The sequence below is a fragment of the Exiguobacterium sp. RIT452 genome, assembly GCF_003598705.1.
In the GTDB taxonomy this organism is placed as follows: domain Bacteria; phylum Bacillota; class Bacilli; order Exiguobacteriales; family Exiguobacteriaceae; genus Exiguobacterium_A; species Exiguobacterium_A undae.
This window is the reverse complement of record NZ_QXJB01000003.1, coordinates 124,308-141,051: the sequence shown is the minus strand read 5'-3', so window position 1 is coordinate 141,051 and position 16,744 is coordinate 124,308. Positions and strand designations below refer to the sequence as shown.

The following is a 16,744-nucleotide window of genomic DNA, read 5'->3' as shown; positions in this document are numbered from 1 at the left end:
TTTTTTCGGTCACTTAACTATTCAGTACGGGTATTAAGTACTATAATCTGAAAATTCTAATTAATGCGAACGGCTTATTCTCGGTTTCTCCTTTCTTTGGCATAGTTAGACTCAACCCAAACAAGGAGGCGATTTATTTTGAAAAAGTTTCTCGCTACATCGCTTGTCGCAAGTGTACTTGTCGTTCCTACAGTCGTCGGAGCAGAAGGTCTTCAATCTGGTAAGCTGACGAAAGCTTCATCAGAACCTGCTGCATCGATCGTCAAAGAGTACGTCAATAAAAAAGGTGACTTCTCTGTACAAGATGTCCAAAAAGATGGATCTTCTAACATCGTACGTCTCCAACAAGAAGTGGATGGCGTCCCGGTCTTCGGTAGTGTCGTCGTCGGTAACGTTGCGAAAGACGGTACATTAAAAGCAGTCGTCAACGACGCCGTTGACGTCAAAGGAAAACCAGGTCTCGCTAAAAAAGCAGCAATCTCTGAGAAGAAAGCACTCAAACTATACAAAAAAGCAATCAAAGCAACTGAATTCGAAGTGGCTCCAAAAGCTGAACTCGTCATCTATCCAGTTAAAAATGATGCGGTCTATGCTTACAAAATCACATCGACTGTCTTAGCAGGCGGCGAGCCGTCACGCTGGACATACTTCATCGATGCAAACTCAGGTAAGGTCATCAACAAATTCGACCAACTGGCTCACGCAACAGGTACGACAGTACTCGGAACAAGCGCAACGTTCAACACGACGTTGAGTGCCGGCAAATACTATCTTCAAGATACGACGCGCGGAAAAGGTGTTTACACATACGACGCGAAAAACCGTACATCACTTCCGGGAACACTCTGGGCAGATGCGGATAACGTCTTCAACGCTACTTACGACCGCGCTGCCGTCAGTGCACACGTCAACGCAGCAAAAACGTATGACTTCTACAAAAACACGTACGGCCGCAACAGTTATGACAATGCGGGCGCACGCTTGAACTCGACGGTCCATTACTCGACGAACTACAACAACGCATTCTGGGACGGAACGAAGATGGTTTACGGTGATGGAGACGGAACAACTTTCGTCGCTCTCTCTGGTGCACTTGACGTCGTTGCGCACGAATTGACGCACGCTGTTACAGAATACACAGCTGGTCTCGTCTATCAAAATGAGTCTGGTGCCATCAACGAAGCGGTTTCCGATATCATGGGTACGGTTGCTGAGTACTCTGTCGGATCGAACTTCGACTGGCTCGTCGGTGAAGACATCTACACGCCAGGTGTAAGCGGTGACGCACTCCGTTCAATGTCGAACCCGGCAGCTTACGGTGATCCGGACCACTACTCAAAACGCTACACAGGAACACAAGATAACGGTGGTGTCCACATCAACTCTGGTATCATCAACAAATCAGCGTACCTCCTTGCAAACGGCGGCACATTCTACAATGTATCCGTTACAGGAATCGGTGTACCGAAACTTGGTGCGATCTACTACCGTGCGCTTAACGTCTACTTGACTCCGAACTCGAACTTCAGCTCACTTCGTGCAGCAGTCATTCAGTCGGCAAAAGATCTTTACGGTGCAACAAGTGCAGAAGCAACAGCCGCTGCCAAATCATTTGATGCTGTCGGCGTCTACTAAGAAAACTTCCTCCCAAGGATTTTCGACCTCCTGAGTCCATGACTCGGGAGGTTTTTTACGCGAAAAAAGCGACCTGTCAAAGACAGACCGCTTTTACTTATTTTCCGGGATCACGTGCGAGACGCAATCGTGTCGACCCATTGTCCGGGAAGGCTTTCAGTTGCAGTTTTTCGCCCTGATACCACGTGCCATAACTCGTTTCAACGACCGGCTCTCCTAAAGCAGACAGCCCGGAAGCTGAAGCATTCGTCCAGTCGATGGCTTCGATGATACCATCCGATACGACAAGCAGATAACCTGCATTTGAGAAATGATACGTGTTGACGGCATCCTTTTGCGTGTTTCCAAGTGCACCGTACTTCGCTTCGAATTTCTCAAGCGGCTGACCAAGATATTGTTCCGGTTTCTCGATCGGTTGATTGGCGACAACCTGTTGCAATGTCGCAAGCAGTGTCTTGTCTTTGACATCGGACGGGACATCCATCCGGACGTCCGTTTCCGGAATGTATCCTTCGACGGCGTCACTTAGTTTCAAGTGCACCATTCCATTTTCTGCATCCAGAATTTCGTAGACGTCACCTAAATCCGCTTTATAGATGACGCTGCTCCGGTTTGCATCCTGATAGACATCAGCAAAGGGACGTGTGACCCATGCGGCTTGGCTGATTTCCGGTTTATCCGCCTTCTTCTTTGCTTTTGACTCTTTTTTCTTTTGATCAGTTTTCTTTTGATCGGTCGAGGCTGACTTTTCCGTGTTTGTCTCTTTTTCTTTTTCGCCGTCGACGGACTTAGGTGATTCCACAGTCGATGTCGCTTGACTCGCATCATTTGTCGACACCATGTAACCCCATCCACCAACAATCAGGACGGTTGCTAATATCCCGCCCAGCGCGACACTCCGCCGATTCCGTTTCTGCTTCCGGCGTTCTTTTCGTGATAAGCGTTCTTGTTCCGTTTGTTGTTCATTTTGACTCATCTATTGTTCCTCCTGAATTGATCGAGACACTTTTTAACCACTATACCATCGAACAACCTGTCCACAGTGGTTAAATTTCGATGACAGTTCTGCCTTGATGGGTTCCGTCGAGCAGAGACGCTACGACGTCCGGAAGATCGTGTAAACTTTTTGTTTCGACCCATTCCTGGACCGGTAATCGCCAGTCATCCGCGAGGTGCTCCCAGAGACGGGTGCGCTCCGAAACCGGTACTTGGACGGCATCGATTCCAATCAAGCGAACGCCGCGCAGGATAAACGGGTAGACAGTGAGCGTCATCTCAGCCCCGCCGACGTTGCCGCATGTCGTGACTAATCCTCCATATTGGACATATCGAATAACGGACGCAAGCAACGGTCCACCAACCGTATCGATGATGCCGGCATAACTTCCCTTCTTCAAGGGACGCGTTGTTTCGTCCAAAAACGATTGTCGGGATAATACTTCCGTCACGCCTGCTTGTTTCAAACGATCTGCTTCCGCTTCTTTTCCCGTGACGGCATGAACGGTGAATCCGAGCTTCAGAAGAAGTGCGACAGCAACACTGCCGACACCACCCGTCGCGCCTGTGACGAGCACCGGACCATCATCCGGTTTCACCCGTTGCAATAGTTCCTCCACTGACTGCGCGGCGGTCAAACCGGCCGTACCGTACGCCATCGCTTCAAACGCCGTGAGTCCGTCCGGTAACGGTGTGATCCAGTCTCCGGGGACACGTATGTATTCCTGAAAGCCGCCTGATGTGTTCATCCCAAAATCAAATCCATTGACGACGACTGCCGTTCCCTCTTGAAACCGTGCATCGGTCGAGCTGACGACATGACCTGCTGCATCGACACCCGGTGTATGCGGATACTGTTTCGTCACCCCCCGGTTCCCCGTGACGGACAACGCATCCTTGTAGTTGACGCACGAGTAGTCGACACGAATTAACACGTCTCCTGCCGGCAAGTCGGCGATCTGCTTCTGTTCGAGTGCTCCTGTCAACTCCCCCTCCTGTTCCCGGACAATAAATGCTTTGAATGTATCGTTCATCTTCAGGTCCCCTTCCATGAATGACTCCAGTAAGCTATACCCGAACACGGTCATCGGCATACCTTTTATGTATATTTTGTTCATACAAAAAAACCGTGAATGCCGAAGCACTCACGGTTTTTGGCGTCTGACGAAAAGAAACGTTTTTCCGCAGGTAGTCACTGGTGACAGGTCAGAACGTCATCGGTCAGTGGTCATGGGTGTGCCGTGGCCGTTGAAATTCCCGATCGGAAGAGGTTTGTGTCAGAATCGCCGTCCCTGATCAGGAGTCTCACCTGACCAGAGTCTTACATGTAACGTGTACCGTCAAAATCAATTTCCGTCCGGTAATTGGCGGCATTGATCGCATTTGAAATCCGATGTGCTGCCCGTTCCATCTCCTGCGCTTTAACCCGGTAGGCGTCCGGATCATACAACGCATGCCGGATGACGGTCGTCCCTTCAAATCCATATTGGAATTCGCGTTTCGGACGGGCGGCGAGTTCTTGGAACTGTGTGGCTTTTGCCCGGAGTTGGGTCGCCAGTTCAATCGCTTCGACGAGAGGTACTTCACCTTCTGTCGTCTCGATCGTCGTCGACAAGTTCGCCGCATAAACTAACCGGTCCAGTGTCCGCATATCCCGGCGAACTTCATCCATCGCCGATTCGACATCCAGTAGCGTCCGCTCTTGACCGGTCGGCAAAGCCTCCCCTTTTTCAAGATCAATGAACGCAATCCGGTCCACTTCTTCGACTAATTGTTCGAGTTGTTTCCGTAAGATACTTTTTAATTTCACAGCATCTGCTAAGTACATTGTTCAGTCCCCCCGTTTCCTGATCCTGCTCTAGTGTTTATTACGTCCTGAGATTATGAAAGGTTTCATTTGAGTTGCCCGAGATAACTGGAAAAATCATTTTCAATGTCCACCAATACCGTTACCGTCACATCGGTTGATTGGTTCGGATCATAGCGCACCATTTCATATAACCGTTGTAACTCAAGGGACGGTTGAAAACCGATCCGTTCGAACCATTCCCGGAACGACTCGGTCTCCCGGCGTTTCAATTTTGGGGGGAGCTGACGGTTAAACAAGACGACTTGTTGCCGGACCTGCTCGACCGGTAAAGGCGGCAGTTCGTCTTCTGGATTCGTTTCTCCCAGGCGTTTTTTTATTCGAACCGAACGTGGTACTAACTCGTCTTCAGTACTGTCCCATTTCTTTCGTTTTCGGAAACGGCGTCCGATCAGAAACAGTAATACTAAACCGGCGAGACCGGTTGCGACCAGCAGATACGGAAAGCCGTTCTCGCCCTCTTCGCCTTCTCCTTTTGAAAACGGATGAAATCCAAGGGAAATAAATTTTTCTTTTTGTGGTTTTCCTCCGCCTTCTACCGGTTCATTCGTCTCATATCCATATTTAACTTGTCCAGGCGGTAATTCTTTTTTCTTGAACAGGTACGACCACCAAAACGTCAAAGGTTTGGATTCACACTCTCTTACACACTGTTGTTGTGCACCGCCCCCCGGAAATACTTCAACGGTTTGTAATGTCTTGTATCCTGCCTGAACTAATGGTTTCATGATACCCAGCCCTAGAATGACCACACCAATCAAAATGAACAACCGACTTCGAAAGCGCATGTCCCCACCTCTTTAATGTCATTTTTATCCATTATATACGAGTTCCATCCTAATTATCGGAATTTTTTGTTTTTTTCAGAAAGGGGCTTGAATCCGAAAGGGGACGGGAAAAGGAAAAGAGTGATTTTTAGAGAGGGGTTTCCAGATGCTGAGATTAGATGAAACACATGATCCGTATCAAAATGGTCAATTGATTGCGGAATATACCGAAACGAAGTCGAACGGGGAGGCCGTTCTTCGGGCGGAGCAACTGATGAAAGACAGTCCGTTCGTTGCACCGCGTCGAACACCTCATCCGAGCCGTTATCTCCGGTCTTTGATTTCGCCGCTCTTTTTGACGGATCGGGATAAACATATTCTGCCGTTGACGAAGGCTTTTGTCAGTGAACAGGACGAAATCCGACCAAGTTGGTTCGGTCGGCTGACGTATGAATTTGAACAATTGATCAGCCAGGTTGAAAAGGTTGATGTCCGGGCTTACGGAGCGGTCGGGGACGGTGTGACGGACGATACACTCGCCTTTAAGGAAGCACTCGCTGACGGACACCGCCAAGTCCATGTCCCGGCCGGCACGTATCTCGTCCGCGGCATCCGTCTGCCGAATTATACGATTTTGACTGGAGACGGCAAAGGACAGACGATCATTAAGCTCCACGATGCGGCTCCCAAAGGACGCCGGTTGATCACGAATCAAAACTACTTACTCGGTAACCATCATCTGCTCGTCGAACGGATGACACTGGATTGGAACATCGAACGGATCGGGGATGCGAAAAAGAGCAGTACGTGGGGCAATCATTCTAGTTGTTTGACCTATGCCCATGTGACGTACGGTTGGGTGTTTGACGTCGATGCCGTCAATCCGGGTCTGCACTGCTTTGATATCTCAACCCCCTATTACAATTACAACGGGGACGGTGCACGCGCCAACCTCAGCAGTTCGTTCATCTGGTTCGACGGACTGACGGGATCCGGTTTTGGGGACGACGGCATCACGACCCATCACAGCGATCATCTGTTCATCTCACACTGTTTTATGCGTGATCCGAGCGGACGGGCGCATGTTTCAGGTTTTTCGAATTCAAACGGGATTGAAATCGATGACGGTTCCCGTGATGTCTGGTTGTTCAACAATGCGACGACACGTTGTTTCGGCGGACTTGAAATCAAAGCGCACGCAACGTCTTCCGCCGCATCGACCGTTAAAATCGTCGGTCACTTATCCGTTGATGACCACCGTTCGTTTAACTTCCGACATATCGGACATCATCAAGCAACGGATCCGACGTCGCAGACCGCCTACAATATCGTCGCGACACGTCTGATTGCCCAGACACCGCAGTATACGCCGCTGTACCAAAATTCGAAGCCGCGTGCCTTGATCGTCTCCGCCTATCGGAACGTCGTCATTCATGACTTCACAGTGCTCGGTGATCCCTATTATGATTACCAGGAACAACCGGTGATCGGGATTCAATACAAAGCCCGTAACGTGACATTGAGCCAAGTCAAGATGAGTGGTTTCCGACGCGCCAAAACGGATATTCAAATATTCGGGGGCGACAACCGGGCAGAAGATGTCCGATTGATCGACGTCCGAATCGAGGACTCTGCCAAACACGGCATTACGATTGGTCCAAGCATCGAGCACATCCGGTTGGCAAATGTCGCCATCAAAGGCGATGGGACGGTCGGTCTGAATGCCAAGTCCGAACCTGAACTCGAACGGTTTATCGCGACCGGCTATAAAGTACCGGTCCGCACGCATTCGACATAACTGGTTTCCGGATGATTCCGAACACAAAATAAGGCTGATTCGACGCGTGTCGAGTCAGCCTTATTTATATTATTGGGCCCGAAGGTATGCTAAGACCCGCGTATCAATCGACCGGTCTGTTTGTTCCCGCATCTCGAAGTTTTCGGTATGCAGATACGTCCGGAATGCTTCGTCGAACGAGCCGCGGTAGCCGAGTTCGAGCAACTTATCCATCACTTCTGACTCGAGCGCATCGTCAATCGGTTTGATTTCTTCCGGTTTACTTGGCTGTAGATAGAGCGTATGCAATTGATAAATCCGTTCCAGTTCCTGAATCGGACTCGTGTGATCGTCGACCCGCAGATCGATGTACCGGTCGTTGAATCCACCATATCCGCCACCTTCTTTGACGACTAACAAGGCCGCTGACTGCATCCCCCGCGAATCCCCTCCCGCTGCTTGACCGGCTGCCAGTGCGCGTAATAGTCGTTCCGCAAGCGGTCCTTCCGTCGTCTCGAACACACGAGCCATCTCCTTGACTGTGTTGCCGTCAACTAAAATGTTGCCTTGCGCCGCGAAGTGTTTCCCGGCGATTCCGCCTGCCCAGTCGTTGCACCCTTCACCTGTAAACGTCGCACTTTTACCGGAGGCATCTACGATTCCGACCTGACGATCCGCCCGACCTTCGTCTGCTTCCGTCAGACGTTTCAAGACTTCATCCGCCGACTTACCTTCTGTAATCATCCGCAGCCCGTCTGGTCCGTAGGCTGTATTCGCAAAAGATTGGGTCGCAATGGCACCTACACCGGCCTTCGCAAATGGAACCGCACTGCCGACCGCTAAAAATTTAGATTGAACCGCTACACCCCAAGCTTGTTCCTTTTCACAATACCCAACGATTGAATATGTCATGTTCTAAAATCCCCCTTGATTGTCATAACTATCCGTTCGTCGTAGGGATTCCCGTTTCCTGCACACGAAAAACCTTCCGTCCCTTTCGAACGGAAGGTGAAGCTTCATTGAATCCCTAATACAACAGCGAGCAGAAGAGCACCGCAAGCCAGTACAATCCAAATCGCAAACAATTTCCAGACAAACCGTAACCACTTTTCATAAGGAATACCGGCAATCGCTAGAAATGCCATCAAGTGGGCACTTGTCGGAAAAATCATATTCGTCAATCCATCTCCGTACTGAAAGGCTAGTACGGCAACTTGACGCTCAATCCCGAGCAGGTCGGCGAGTGGTGCCATGATCGGCATCGTCGTTGCCGCTTGTCCACTTCCGGAGGGAATAAAGAAGTTCGTAATCAGTTGAACGATGTACATACCGATGACAGCAAGTGATGTCGGTAACTGTCCGACGGCGTTCGATAAGCCGTAGATCACGGTATCGATGACACGACCGTCCTCTAAGATGACGACAATCGCCCGGGCGAACCCGACAATCAAAGCACCGAATGTGACTGCTTTCGCTCCGTCAATCAAACTCTCAAACGTCCGGTTGACTCCCATCGTCACAATCCCGGCAAGGAGACCGATGATCAGGAATGATGCCGTCAGTTCCGTCAAATACCAGCCCCATTCGAAGATTCCGATGACGTTCAGTGTGATACCGCCAATCAATACGACCAGTACAAACAGATGTTTTTTCGAGAACCGTGAAAAGGTTGTCGTCGTCTCTTCTTTCCGATGTTGTTCCAGATCATGAACCAGACTTTTTGTCGGATCTTTTTTAACTTTTTGCGCATAATTCATCACATACAGAATCGTGACGACCAAAAAAACAAGATAGACTGCTGTCCGATAACCGAGTCCACTAAACAGAGGCACTTCGGCAATGGATTGCGCGACACCGACCGTAAATGGATTCAACATCCCGCCGGCAAAGCCGACTGCTGCTCCGAGACTGACGATGGCGGCACCGGTCATCGCATCGTATCCAAGTGCACGTGCTAACATAATGCCGATCGGAACGAAGATGATGGTTTCTTCCGCCATTCCGATCGTTGCGCCGGCCACCGAAAAGACGAACATCGTCATAGGAATCATGATGTGTCCCTTTTGACCAAACCGGTTGATTAATTGATTGATGCCGGACTCGATTGCTCCTGTCTGTCGGATGATCCCGAAGACACCACCGACCAAGAAGATGTAGAAAATGATGGCAGCGCCTGCTTCCATTCCTTTCGGGATCGCTTCAAACAAACCAAACAAGTTGACTGGAGCCGACTCGACCGCACGATACGTACCGTCAATGACAACAGTTTGTCCGTCCTGTTTTTCCCGATCGAACTGTCCTGCCGGTAATGTATACGTCAAGATGACTGCAATCAATAAAATTCCCATGATGATAGCATATGTGTGAGGCATCTTGAAGAAAGACCGGGCAGAAGCGTCTGTCTGTGGTTTCTGTTCGTTCATTCGTTTGCCCCCCTGACCTACTTTTAAAATTTTACTCTCTTAAGAGATAATGCCCTATTTATGGAAAAAATAACAGAGTATTTCGTCATTTAATTTTTTTGTAATATATTATTCACTGGTTTTTCTTTATCAGAAACCACAAAAAAACCTGACAATTGTCAGGTTTTACGACGTTCTCTGCTTAGGCGTTGAAAGATTGAACATCCAACGGTTTCGCAAGCGCTGTTTGAGCAAATGCTACGAACTGACCGAAATGCGCACTTGTGTTGTGTGATTCGATCGCTGCTTGATCTTCCCATTTCTCGATCATCATGAAGACATTTTCGTCTTCGATGCTTTGAAAGAGATCATAACTAATGTTGCCCGCTTCCATGCGTGATCCTTCGATCAGTGTTTTAGTAGCCTCTAAAAATTCTTGACGTTTTGCAGGTTGTACTTCTAATTTTGCTTCAATGGCGATCATTGGAAAGCCTCCTCTAAAATTTCATTAACTCAAGTATCGTAGCACCTTCCCTTTCGATTCTCCATTAAGATGCTTGTACGATTAAGGAAGTTATATTTCGGGTAAAAAAATGTATCATTTTGACATCAGAGAGGAGTCCATTCAAATGACGGTCGAGATTTTTTATTTCGATGATGATGGCGAGATTCCAAACAACCCGGATTTACCCGTTCTGATTTATCGTCATGTCTTTGACGATCCGTCTTCCATCGAAGATACCTTTCATTCGCACAATTGGCAAAACAGCTGGGTCGACGGCATTTTTGATTTCCATCATTATCACAGCGTCGCTCATGAAGTCATCGGTATCCTTGAAGGACATGCCAGCATCCAACTCGGTGGACCACTCGGAAAAACCTTTACTCTGACAGCCGGTGATGTTGTCGTTCTTCCTGCCGGCACGGGACATAAGGCACTGCACACCAGCCGACAATTTAAAGTCATCGGGGCGTACCCAAACGGTCAGGATTACGATACCTTGACAGGTGATCCGTGCGAACGGCCGGCGAACCTGGAACGGATTGCTCAGGTCGAACGGCCGCAAACGGATCCCGTTTACGGAAAACAAGGACCATTATTTGAACACTGGTAGCCGCGTCTGCTTTCCGTCCACTGGAAAGCAGACGTTTTTTTCTGTCGCATCAGTGGTAAACCCTACTATTGTGTTTTTTAAAGGAGGAAGAAAGATGAATGAGACAGAACGGACCGTCATACTTGCAGCACTGAAGCAACAAACCGTCACGCTTCCGGATCAGACTCACGTACGCGCACTCGGTCAAGGAACATGGCGCATGGGTGAAGATCAAGAGAAACGTCAGGCTGAAATCGAAGCGTTGCATGTCGGGCTCGACAGCGGAATGGAACTGATTGATACCGCGGAAATGTACGGGGAAGGTGCATCCGAACAGCTGATTCGTGAAGTGCTCAAAGAGCGACGCGACGAAGTGTTTCTCGTCTCGAAAGTCTATCCGCATAATGCCGGTGGGGAAAAGTTGCGCACCGCCTGCGAGCGGACACTCGAAAACCTCGGCACTGACTATCTCGATCTTTATTTGTTGCACTGGCGCGGTAGTATTCCGCTACAGGAAACAATTGATGGACTGGAACAGTTAAAAGCCGAAGGGAAAATTCGCCGTTGGGGCGTCTCAAACTTTGATGTCAAAGACATGCAGGAACTTCTTGCACTCGATAAAGGCGATCAATGCGCCGTCAATCAAGTGCTGTACCATCTCGGTTCACGCGGGATCGAGTACGAGTTGATGCCGCTTCTCAAACAACACGGGATACCGGTGATGGCGTATTGCCCGCTCGCTGAAGGCGGCAGTTTACGGGATCAGTTGCTGGACCATCCGACTGTCGAACGCCTCGCCGAAGAACACGGCGTCAAACCGGCACAAATCCTGCTTGCCTGGGCCATCCGAAGCGGTGACGTCATCGCGATTCCAAAAGCCGGACAAGCGCAGCATGTGGAAGAAAACGGGAAAGCCGCTTTGGTCGATTTAACCGAAGAAGAATTGGCTACACTCGACGAAGCGTTCCCGGCACCTACAAAAAAAGAACCACTCGATATCGTTTAAGGAGGAGTCAATGATGAACAAATCAGTCAAACTCGGAAAATCTAATTTAATGGTCAACCCAATCGGTCTTGGGACCAATGCGGTTGGAGGACATAACCTCTACCCGAACCTCGACGAACAGGCAGGTCGGGATCTTGTCCGCGTCGCCTTGATGAACGGAATCAACTTTTTGGATACCGCCTACATTTACGGACCGGAACGTTCAGAAGAACTGGTCGGAGAAGTATGGAGTGAAACGGTGGAGCGTGAAGAGGTCATTCTTGCGACAAAAGGGGCGCACCAACTGGTCGACGGAGATGTTGTCATGAACAACTCACCTGAATTTTTAAAACAATCGGTCGAGGACAGCTTAAAACGTCTGCGAACAGACTATATCGATCTCTATTATATTCATTTCCCGGATGATCAGACGCCAAAAGACGAAGCGGTCGCCGCACTTGCCGAGTTGAAGGCCGAAGGAAAAATCCGGGCAATCGGGGTTTCGAACTTCTCACTCGAACAATTAAAAGAAGCGAACAAAGACGGTCATATCGATGTCTATCAAGGAGAGTACAACCTCTTTAAGCGCGATGCCGAAAAAGAGATTCTTCCGTACATCCGGGAACACGGCATTTCGTTTGTACCGTACTTCCCGCTCGCAGCCGGTCTGCTTGCCGGAAAATACGATGCCGAAACGAAATTTGATGATCTTCGGAAAAATGATCCATTGTTCCAAGAGGATGTATTTAAAGACAATTTAGCCAAAGTCGATTTATTACGTCCGATCGCGGAAGCGAAAGATGCCGAAGTAGCCCATATCGTCCTCGCGTGGTATTTGGCACAAGACGGTATTGATGCTATCATCCCTGGTGCTAAACGGGCTGAGCAAGTCACGGATACAATCCGAACACTTGATGTGGAATTGACGGAAGAGGAAATCCGCCAAATCGATCACATCTTTAGCTGACCCAACAAAACCACGCCATTTTGACTTGGCGTGGTTTTATTTGAGCAAATTAAGCGAAAATCGGACAGATGACTCGTATGATGAATACAGAAGGGGGCGATTATTCATGAAACACCATTTTCATCTCACAGCCGACTGGCCCGGCAATCGGAATGATGTCGGACAGATCGAGACAGGTGAACTGAAAACGAAAATTTCGATTCCGGACGCAATGGACGGTCCAGGTGTCGGAACCAATCCGGACGAAATGTTGCTGGGGGCGGCAGCGACATGTTACATCATTACGCTGGCCGCGATGCTCGAACGCAACAACATTCCGAAAGTGTCCCTGACGATGGAATCGGAAGGAATCGTCGACGTTACGAACGGAGTCTTCACCTATGACGCCATCATTCATCGACCGACACTGATTCTTCCGGCGGACACAACAGAAGCGAACCTGACAAAAGCACGCCGTCTTGCCGAAAAAGCGGAAGGCTCATGTATGATTACCCGGGCACTGGCCGGTAATGTGAACGTTTCGTTAGAAGCGGTTGTGGAGTTGGCAGGTTAATCTTCCGTGTTTACGCAGTATGATACCTTTGACTTCATTTCCTGATTGGAAATGAAGTTTTTTGTAGTTTGATTCGATTCTTGCTGCACGATTTTCCGTTCCTTCGTATACTGAACTTAGTTTGGAATTTATTGGAGGTCATCAGATGTCATCGTTTCAAGAAAAGTTACGCAGTCAAAATACCGCAGCTTCACTATCCGGAAAAAGTTCACCGGTTCAACCAGCCGATTATACAGCCGAATTACTCACACATTTAAATGAACTCTTCTATAAATCCATTGTAGAGCTTCAACAAAATCAACTGACAGGAGAAATGATTGAAACAACAAATCATTGGCTCTCTGCATTAAACGAACCGCTTTTAGCCACTCCCCTGCACCGAGAATTAACTTCGTCTGCGGCTCTGCCTGTACAATATGAACGATCACTGAGAGCTTGGGACTTGATTGCACCGGGTCAAGAAAATCAAGAAAAACTGTTGCATCACTTGATTGATGAACTATCGACAGCTCAATCCGCGGACTGGATGGTCAGTTTTACCCGCCATTCCGGAATTCAAGCTCTGGTCCCTTCTCTTCAAGAAGCAGAACGTATACATAAGCCGATTCGTATTTTGACTTCATTTTATATGAACATTACAGAAGCCAAGGCATTACGCACCTTGATGCAGTTTAAAAATATCGAGATTAAAATTTATGAGCCAATCAAAAAAAATCAAGCGTTCCATCCAAAAGCGTATTTATTTACACGGGAAGCCAATTTACATAGTGCGATTATCGGTTCATCCAATCTATCAAAGTCAGCTTTAACAAATGGATTAGAATGGAATGTTCGAATTCCCCATTCTCCTCTCACCTCTTTAGTTTCTCAAGCACAAACCTTGTTTAATAATCTCTGGAACAGTGATGAAGCAATTTCCTGTACCTCAGCTATTTTAGATCAATATGAACAACACCATCTAGATTCTCCGAAGATCAAACAGTTTGTTGTGAATGATCGTGTTGCAGAACCACCTGTTGAATACGAAGTGATTCAACCAAATGAAATGCAACTTCCAGCTTTGGAACAATTACACCGCTTACGATTAAAGCACCAAACAAAAGCCATGGTCATTGCAGCGACCGGAACAGGAAAAACGTATTTGGCTGCTTTCGACGTCAAACAGTTTGCAGCTAAACGTGTTCTGTTTGTCGCCCATCGCGGAAAACTTTTGTCTCAAGCTGAAGAAACATTTAAAAAGATCTTTACGGATGCTCATGCCACTTTTGGTCGCTATCAGGCGAATCAAAAAGATCTCGATAAACAATTTACGTTTGCGACCATTCAAACCTTTTCAAAAGAAGTCCATTTGGAACAATTTGATCCCAATACCTTTGATTACATCATTATTGATGAGTTCCACCATGCAGCGTCCGAGTCTTATCAAAAAATTCTCAACTACTTCACACCACAATTTTTACTCGGGATTACGGCAACGCCGGAACGAATGGATGGATTAAATATCTTTAAGTTGGTCGACCACAACGTTGCGTACGAAATTCGATTATATGATGCTCTGGCCCAAGACTTATTAACGCCGTTCCATTACTTTGGTATTCAAGATGATGAAGCCATTGATTACGAAGCCATTCCGCAAAAAAATGGATTATACATTGAAAAAGATTTAGTGGAAGCACTCGAACGTTCTTCCCGGACGGAATATATTCTCGAGATGATGACTAAATTTGGTCACAGCGGTACAAATCAGGTCGGTCTCGGCTTTTGTGTCAATATTGATCATGCGGAATACATGGCTGCCGAGTTTAATCGACACCAAATCGAGTCATTGGCCATCACAAGTAAACAAACAGAATCAGAACGGGAACAAGCCATTCAACGGCTGGAAGATGATCGGGATCCACTATCGTTTATCTTTACAGTCGATCTTTTTAATGAAGGTGTCGATATTCCCAAAATTAATGTCATGCTGTTTTTACGTCCAACAGAATCTCCAACCATCTTTATTCAGCAACTCGGTCGCGGCTTGCGGAAACATGAATCCAAAGAATACGTTACGATTTTAGATTTCATCGGCAATAGTCAACGAGCTTTTGTAGCACCACTTGTGTTATCCGGTCAGCAATCTTTCCATTCAATCGACCGGTATCACGTAGCGAATGCTGTTCAAAATCATTTTCCGATTTTGCCTGAAGGATCTTTAGCGATTTTAGATCGTGTGACAGAAACATTTATCATTGAACAAATGAAAAAAATTGAGTTCTCGGCCAGTAAGCAGTTGCGTGAAAGTTACCAGCGTCTTATGACCATGATCGGCGACACACCATCATTAAATGATTTGGTCACGCATCCGGATGCTCCCGCCATTGAAACTATTATTCAACAGTGGAAAAGTGTCTTGCGATTAAAACAACTGGAAAAAGTAGCAACCGATGAAGAAGTGGCTTTGTTGCTTAATCTGGATACACGACGTGTGCTTCAACATCTCGAAAGTTGGTTCCCGATCCGTGAACCGTTTAGCTTGTTGATGGTTCAATTGCTGTTCAACCAGAAAACCATTACCGCTGATGATGTCATTCGAGCGACAGCAAACCGCTTTGCCGTTTCACCGGAAGCCTTAACACATCGTTTGCCTTTGATTCAGCATTTATTCAATCGCTGGTCTACTTCTTTAAAACATGATCGGATTATTTTGCTCGTGGAATCTGCCGCTGGTGAATATACATTCTCGGAAGAGATGACCCGGATTTTAGCCTTGTCACCAGAGTTAGTCGACTATTTGCAGGAGCTGATTCAAGCTGGTCTCCACTCATTTGAGCAACTTTCCGGAGGTGAAAACTGGTTGACTAGCCGTCAATCGCTGATTTCGAGAATGACATACAGTCGGTCTGTCATCCAGCGATTATTACAATCTCCGAGCCAGGAAGGTTCATGGCGTGAAGGTGTCGCTCAGGCCGGAAATGATTATGTATTATTCGTTAATTTACACAAAAATGAATCGATTGAAGATCAGTTGAATTACCAAGACTACTTTATTGATAAAGATCATTTCCATTGGCAATCCCAAAGTATTGCTACAGCTCACGGAAAAGCAGGGGAGCTGTACCGCCACCACGAAGAACGCGGAATCAAGATTCATCTGTTTATCCGCAAGGCTGAAAAAGAACAGGGCCGGTCCTTACCGTTTACGTACTTCGGTGAACTGATTCATAAACATAGTCACGGATCTAAACCGATTAATGTTGAATGGATTTTAAAAGAACCTTTAACTAGCGAAGAATTTATTTCGTGGAAAAAGCTTTCATAATTTTTTCAACAGCTGGTACATCAGCCGGCGCCCAACTTAAAGAATTCAACTGTTTAACCGGTACCCAGCGTAGTTCGGCATGTTCCAGTGCTTCCGGTGTACCCGATACAATCGTTGATTGAAAAGTCGATAACTCAACAATCACTTTTTCATATTCGTACCGTGTCGTTTCAATGTGATTGCCTACTTGAATCGTACAATTCAATTCTTCCTGAATTTCGCGGTAAAGAGACTCTTCAGGACGTTCACCCGGTTCAATTTTTCCACCCGGAAACTCCCAAAGGTTCGGTAATGACATGACAGGGCTTCGAAGAGCACACAGAATTTCGTTTTTTGAATTAGTCACTACTGCACCTACAACGGAAATCGTCTTTTTTGACATGCTGTTCATCCTCTC

At 47.5% G+C, this 16,744-nt stretch carries 15 protein-coding genes; 7 read left to right on the top strand and 8 right to left on the bottom strand.

Annotation, left to right across the window (positions count from 1 at the left end; translation table 11 throughout):
- The first annotated feature begins 138 nt into the window (after window positions 1-138).
- The gene (locus D3D03_RS09660) at window positions 139-1,635 is read left to right on the top strand and encodes a M4 family metallopeptidase (protein ID WP_026831686.1); all 1,497 of its coding nucleotides are present in this window, start codon (window positions 139-141) and stop codon (window positions 1,633-1,635) included.
- Window positions 1,636-1,732: 97 nt separating this feature from the next.
- Here the strand turns inward: D3D03_RS09660 and D3D03_RS09655 are convergent, their stop codons facing one another.
- From D3D03_RS09655 to D3D03_RS09640, 4 genes are all read right to left on the bottom strand, one after another.
- On the bottom strand, window positions 1,733-2,611 hold the full coding sequence (locus tag D3D03_RS09655; RefSeq protein ID WP_119923450.1) for a hypothetical protein: 879 nt from the start codon (window positions 2,609-2,611) through the stop codon (window positions 1,733-1,735).
- 70 nt (window positions 2,612-2,681) lie between these two features.
- Window positions 2,682-3,665, bottom strand: coding sequence for a YhdH/YhfP family quinone oxidoreductase (locus D3D03_RS09650; protein WP_119923449.1), 984 nt, complete (start codon window positions 3,663-3,665; stop codon window positions 2,682-2,684).
- Between the two features lie 287 nt (window positions 3,666-3,952).
- Complete coding sequence (locus tag D3D03_RS09645; protein ID WP_026831683.1) at window positions 3,953-4,459, bottom strand: hypothetical protein; 507 nt, start codon at window positions 4,457-4,459, stop codon at window positions 3,953-3,955.
- A 65-nt stretch (window positions 4,460-4,524) separates the two neighbouring features.
- Window positions 4,525-5,286 carry a hypothetical protein gene (locus tag D3D03_RS09640; RefSeq protein WP_119923448.1) on the bottom strand — a complete coding sequence of 254 codons (762 nt, stop codon included), beginning with the start codon at window positions 5,284-5,286 and terminating at the stop codon, window positions 4,525-4,527.
- A 145-nt stretch (window positions 5,287-5,431) separates the two neighbouring features.
- Here D3D03_RS09640 and D3D03_RS09635 point away from each other — a divergent pair, with 145 nt between their 5' ends.
- Entirely contained in the window at window positions 5,432-7,063 is a 1,632-nt protein-coding gene (locus tag D3D03_RS09635; protein ID WP_199700011.1) for a glycosyl hydrolase family 28-related protein, read from the top strand.
- Window positions 7,064-7,132: 69 nt separating this feature from the next.
- Here the strand turns inward: D3D03_RS09635 and D3D03_RS09630 are convergent, their stop codons facing one another.
- The 3 genes from D3D03_RS09630 to D3D03_RS09620 all read right to left on the bottom strand — a co-directional run bounded on the left by D3D03_RS09630 (window position 7,133) and on the right by D3D03_RS09620 (window position 9,928).
- Entirely contained in the window at window positions 7,133-7,954 is an 822-nt protein-coding gene (locus D3D03_RS09630) for a DUF1028 domain-containing protein (protein ID WP_119923447.1), read from the bottom strand.
- A 104-nt stretch (window positions 7,955-8,058) separates the two neighbouring features.
- Window positions 8,059-9,465 (bottom strand): YfcC family protein, encoded by a 1,407-nt coding sequence (locus D3D03_RS09625; RefSeq protein WP_119923446.1) that lies wholly within the window; start codon window positions 9,463-9,465, stop codon window positions 8,059-8,061.
- Window positions 9,466-9,646: 181 nt separating this feature from the next.
- A complete protein-coding gene (locus D3D03_RS09620) occupies window positions 9,647-9,928 on the bottom strand; it encodes a putative quinol monooxygenase (RefSeq protein ID WP_026830437.1) in 282 nt (93 codons plus the stop codon).
- Between the two features lie 145 nt (window positions 9,929-10,073).
- On the opposite strand from D3D03_RS09620, the gene D3D03_RS09615 reads away from it, so the two are divergent.
- The 5 genes from D3D03_RS09615 (at window position 10,074) to D3D03_RS09595 (ending at window position 16,347) form a co-directional block, all read left to right on the top strand.
- On the top strand, window positions 10,074-10,559 hold the full coding sequence (locus D3D03_RS09615) for a cupin domain-containing protein (protein WP_026831679.1): 486 nt from the start codon (window positions 10,074-10,076) through the stop codon (window positions 10,557-10,559).
- 94 nt (window positions 10,560-10,653) lie between these two features.
- Window positions 10,654-11,544 carry an aldo/keto reductase gene (locus D3D03_RS09610; protein WP_119923445.1) on the top strand — a complete coding sequence of 297 codons (891 nt, stop codon included), beginning with the start codon at window positions 10,654-10,656 and terminating at the stop codon, window positions 11,542-11,544.
- A 13-nt stretch (window positions 11,545-11,557) separates the two neighbouring features.
- The gene (locus D3D03_RS09605; RefSeq protein ID WP_119923444.1) at window positions 11,558-12,490 is read left to right on the top strand and encodes an aldo/keto reductase; all 933 of its coding nucleotides are present in this window, start codon (window positions 11,558-11,560) and stop codon (window positions 12,488-12,490) included.
- 106 nt (window positions 12,491-12,596) lie between these two features.
- Window positions 12,597-13,043, top strand: a complete 447-nt coding sequence (locus D3D03_RS09600) for an OsmC family protein (protein ID WP_026830441.1) — start codon at window positions 12,597-12,599, stop codon at window positions 13,041-13,043.
- A gap of 145 nt (window positions 13,044-13,188) precedes the next feature.
- On the top strand, window positions 13,189-16,347 hold the full coding sequence (locus D3D03_RS09595) for a DUF3427 domain-containing protein (protein WP_119923443.1): 3,159 nt from the start codon (window positions 13,189-13,191) through the stop codon (window positions 16,345-16,347).
- Here the strand turns inward: D3D03_RS09595 and D3D03_RS09590 are convergent.
- Window positions 16,322-16,729 (bottom strand): (deoxy)nucleoside triphosphate pyrophosphohydrolase, encoded by a 408-nt coding sequence (locus tag D3D03_RS09590; protein ID WP_026831676.1) that lies wholly within the window; start codon window positions 16,727-16,729, stop codon window positions 16,322-16,324. The genes D3D03_RS09595 and D3D03_RS09590 overlap by 26 nt on opposite strands.
- Window positions 16,730-16,744 lie beyond the last annotated feature (15 nt).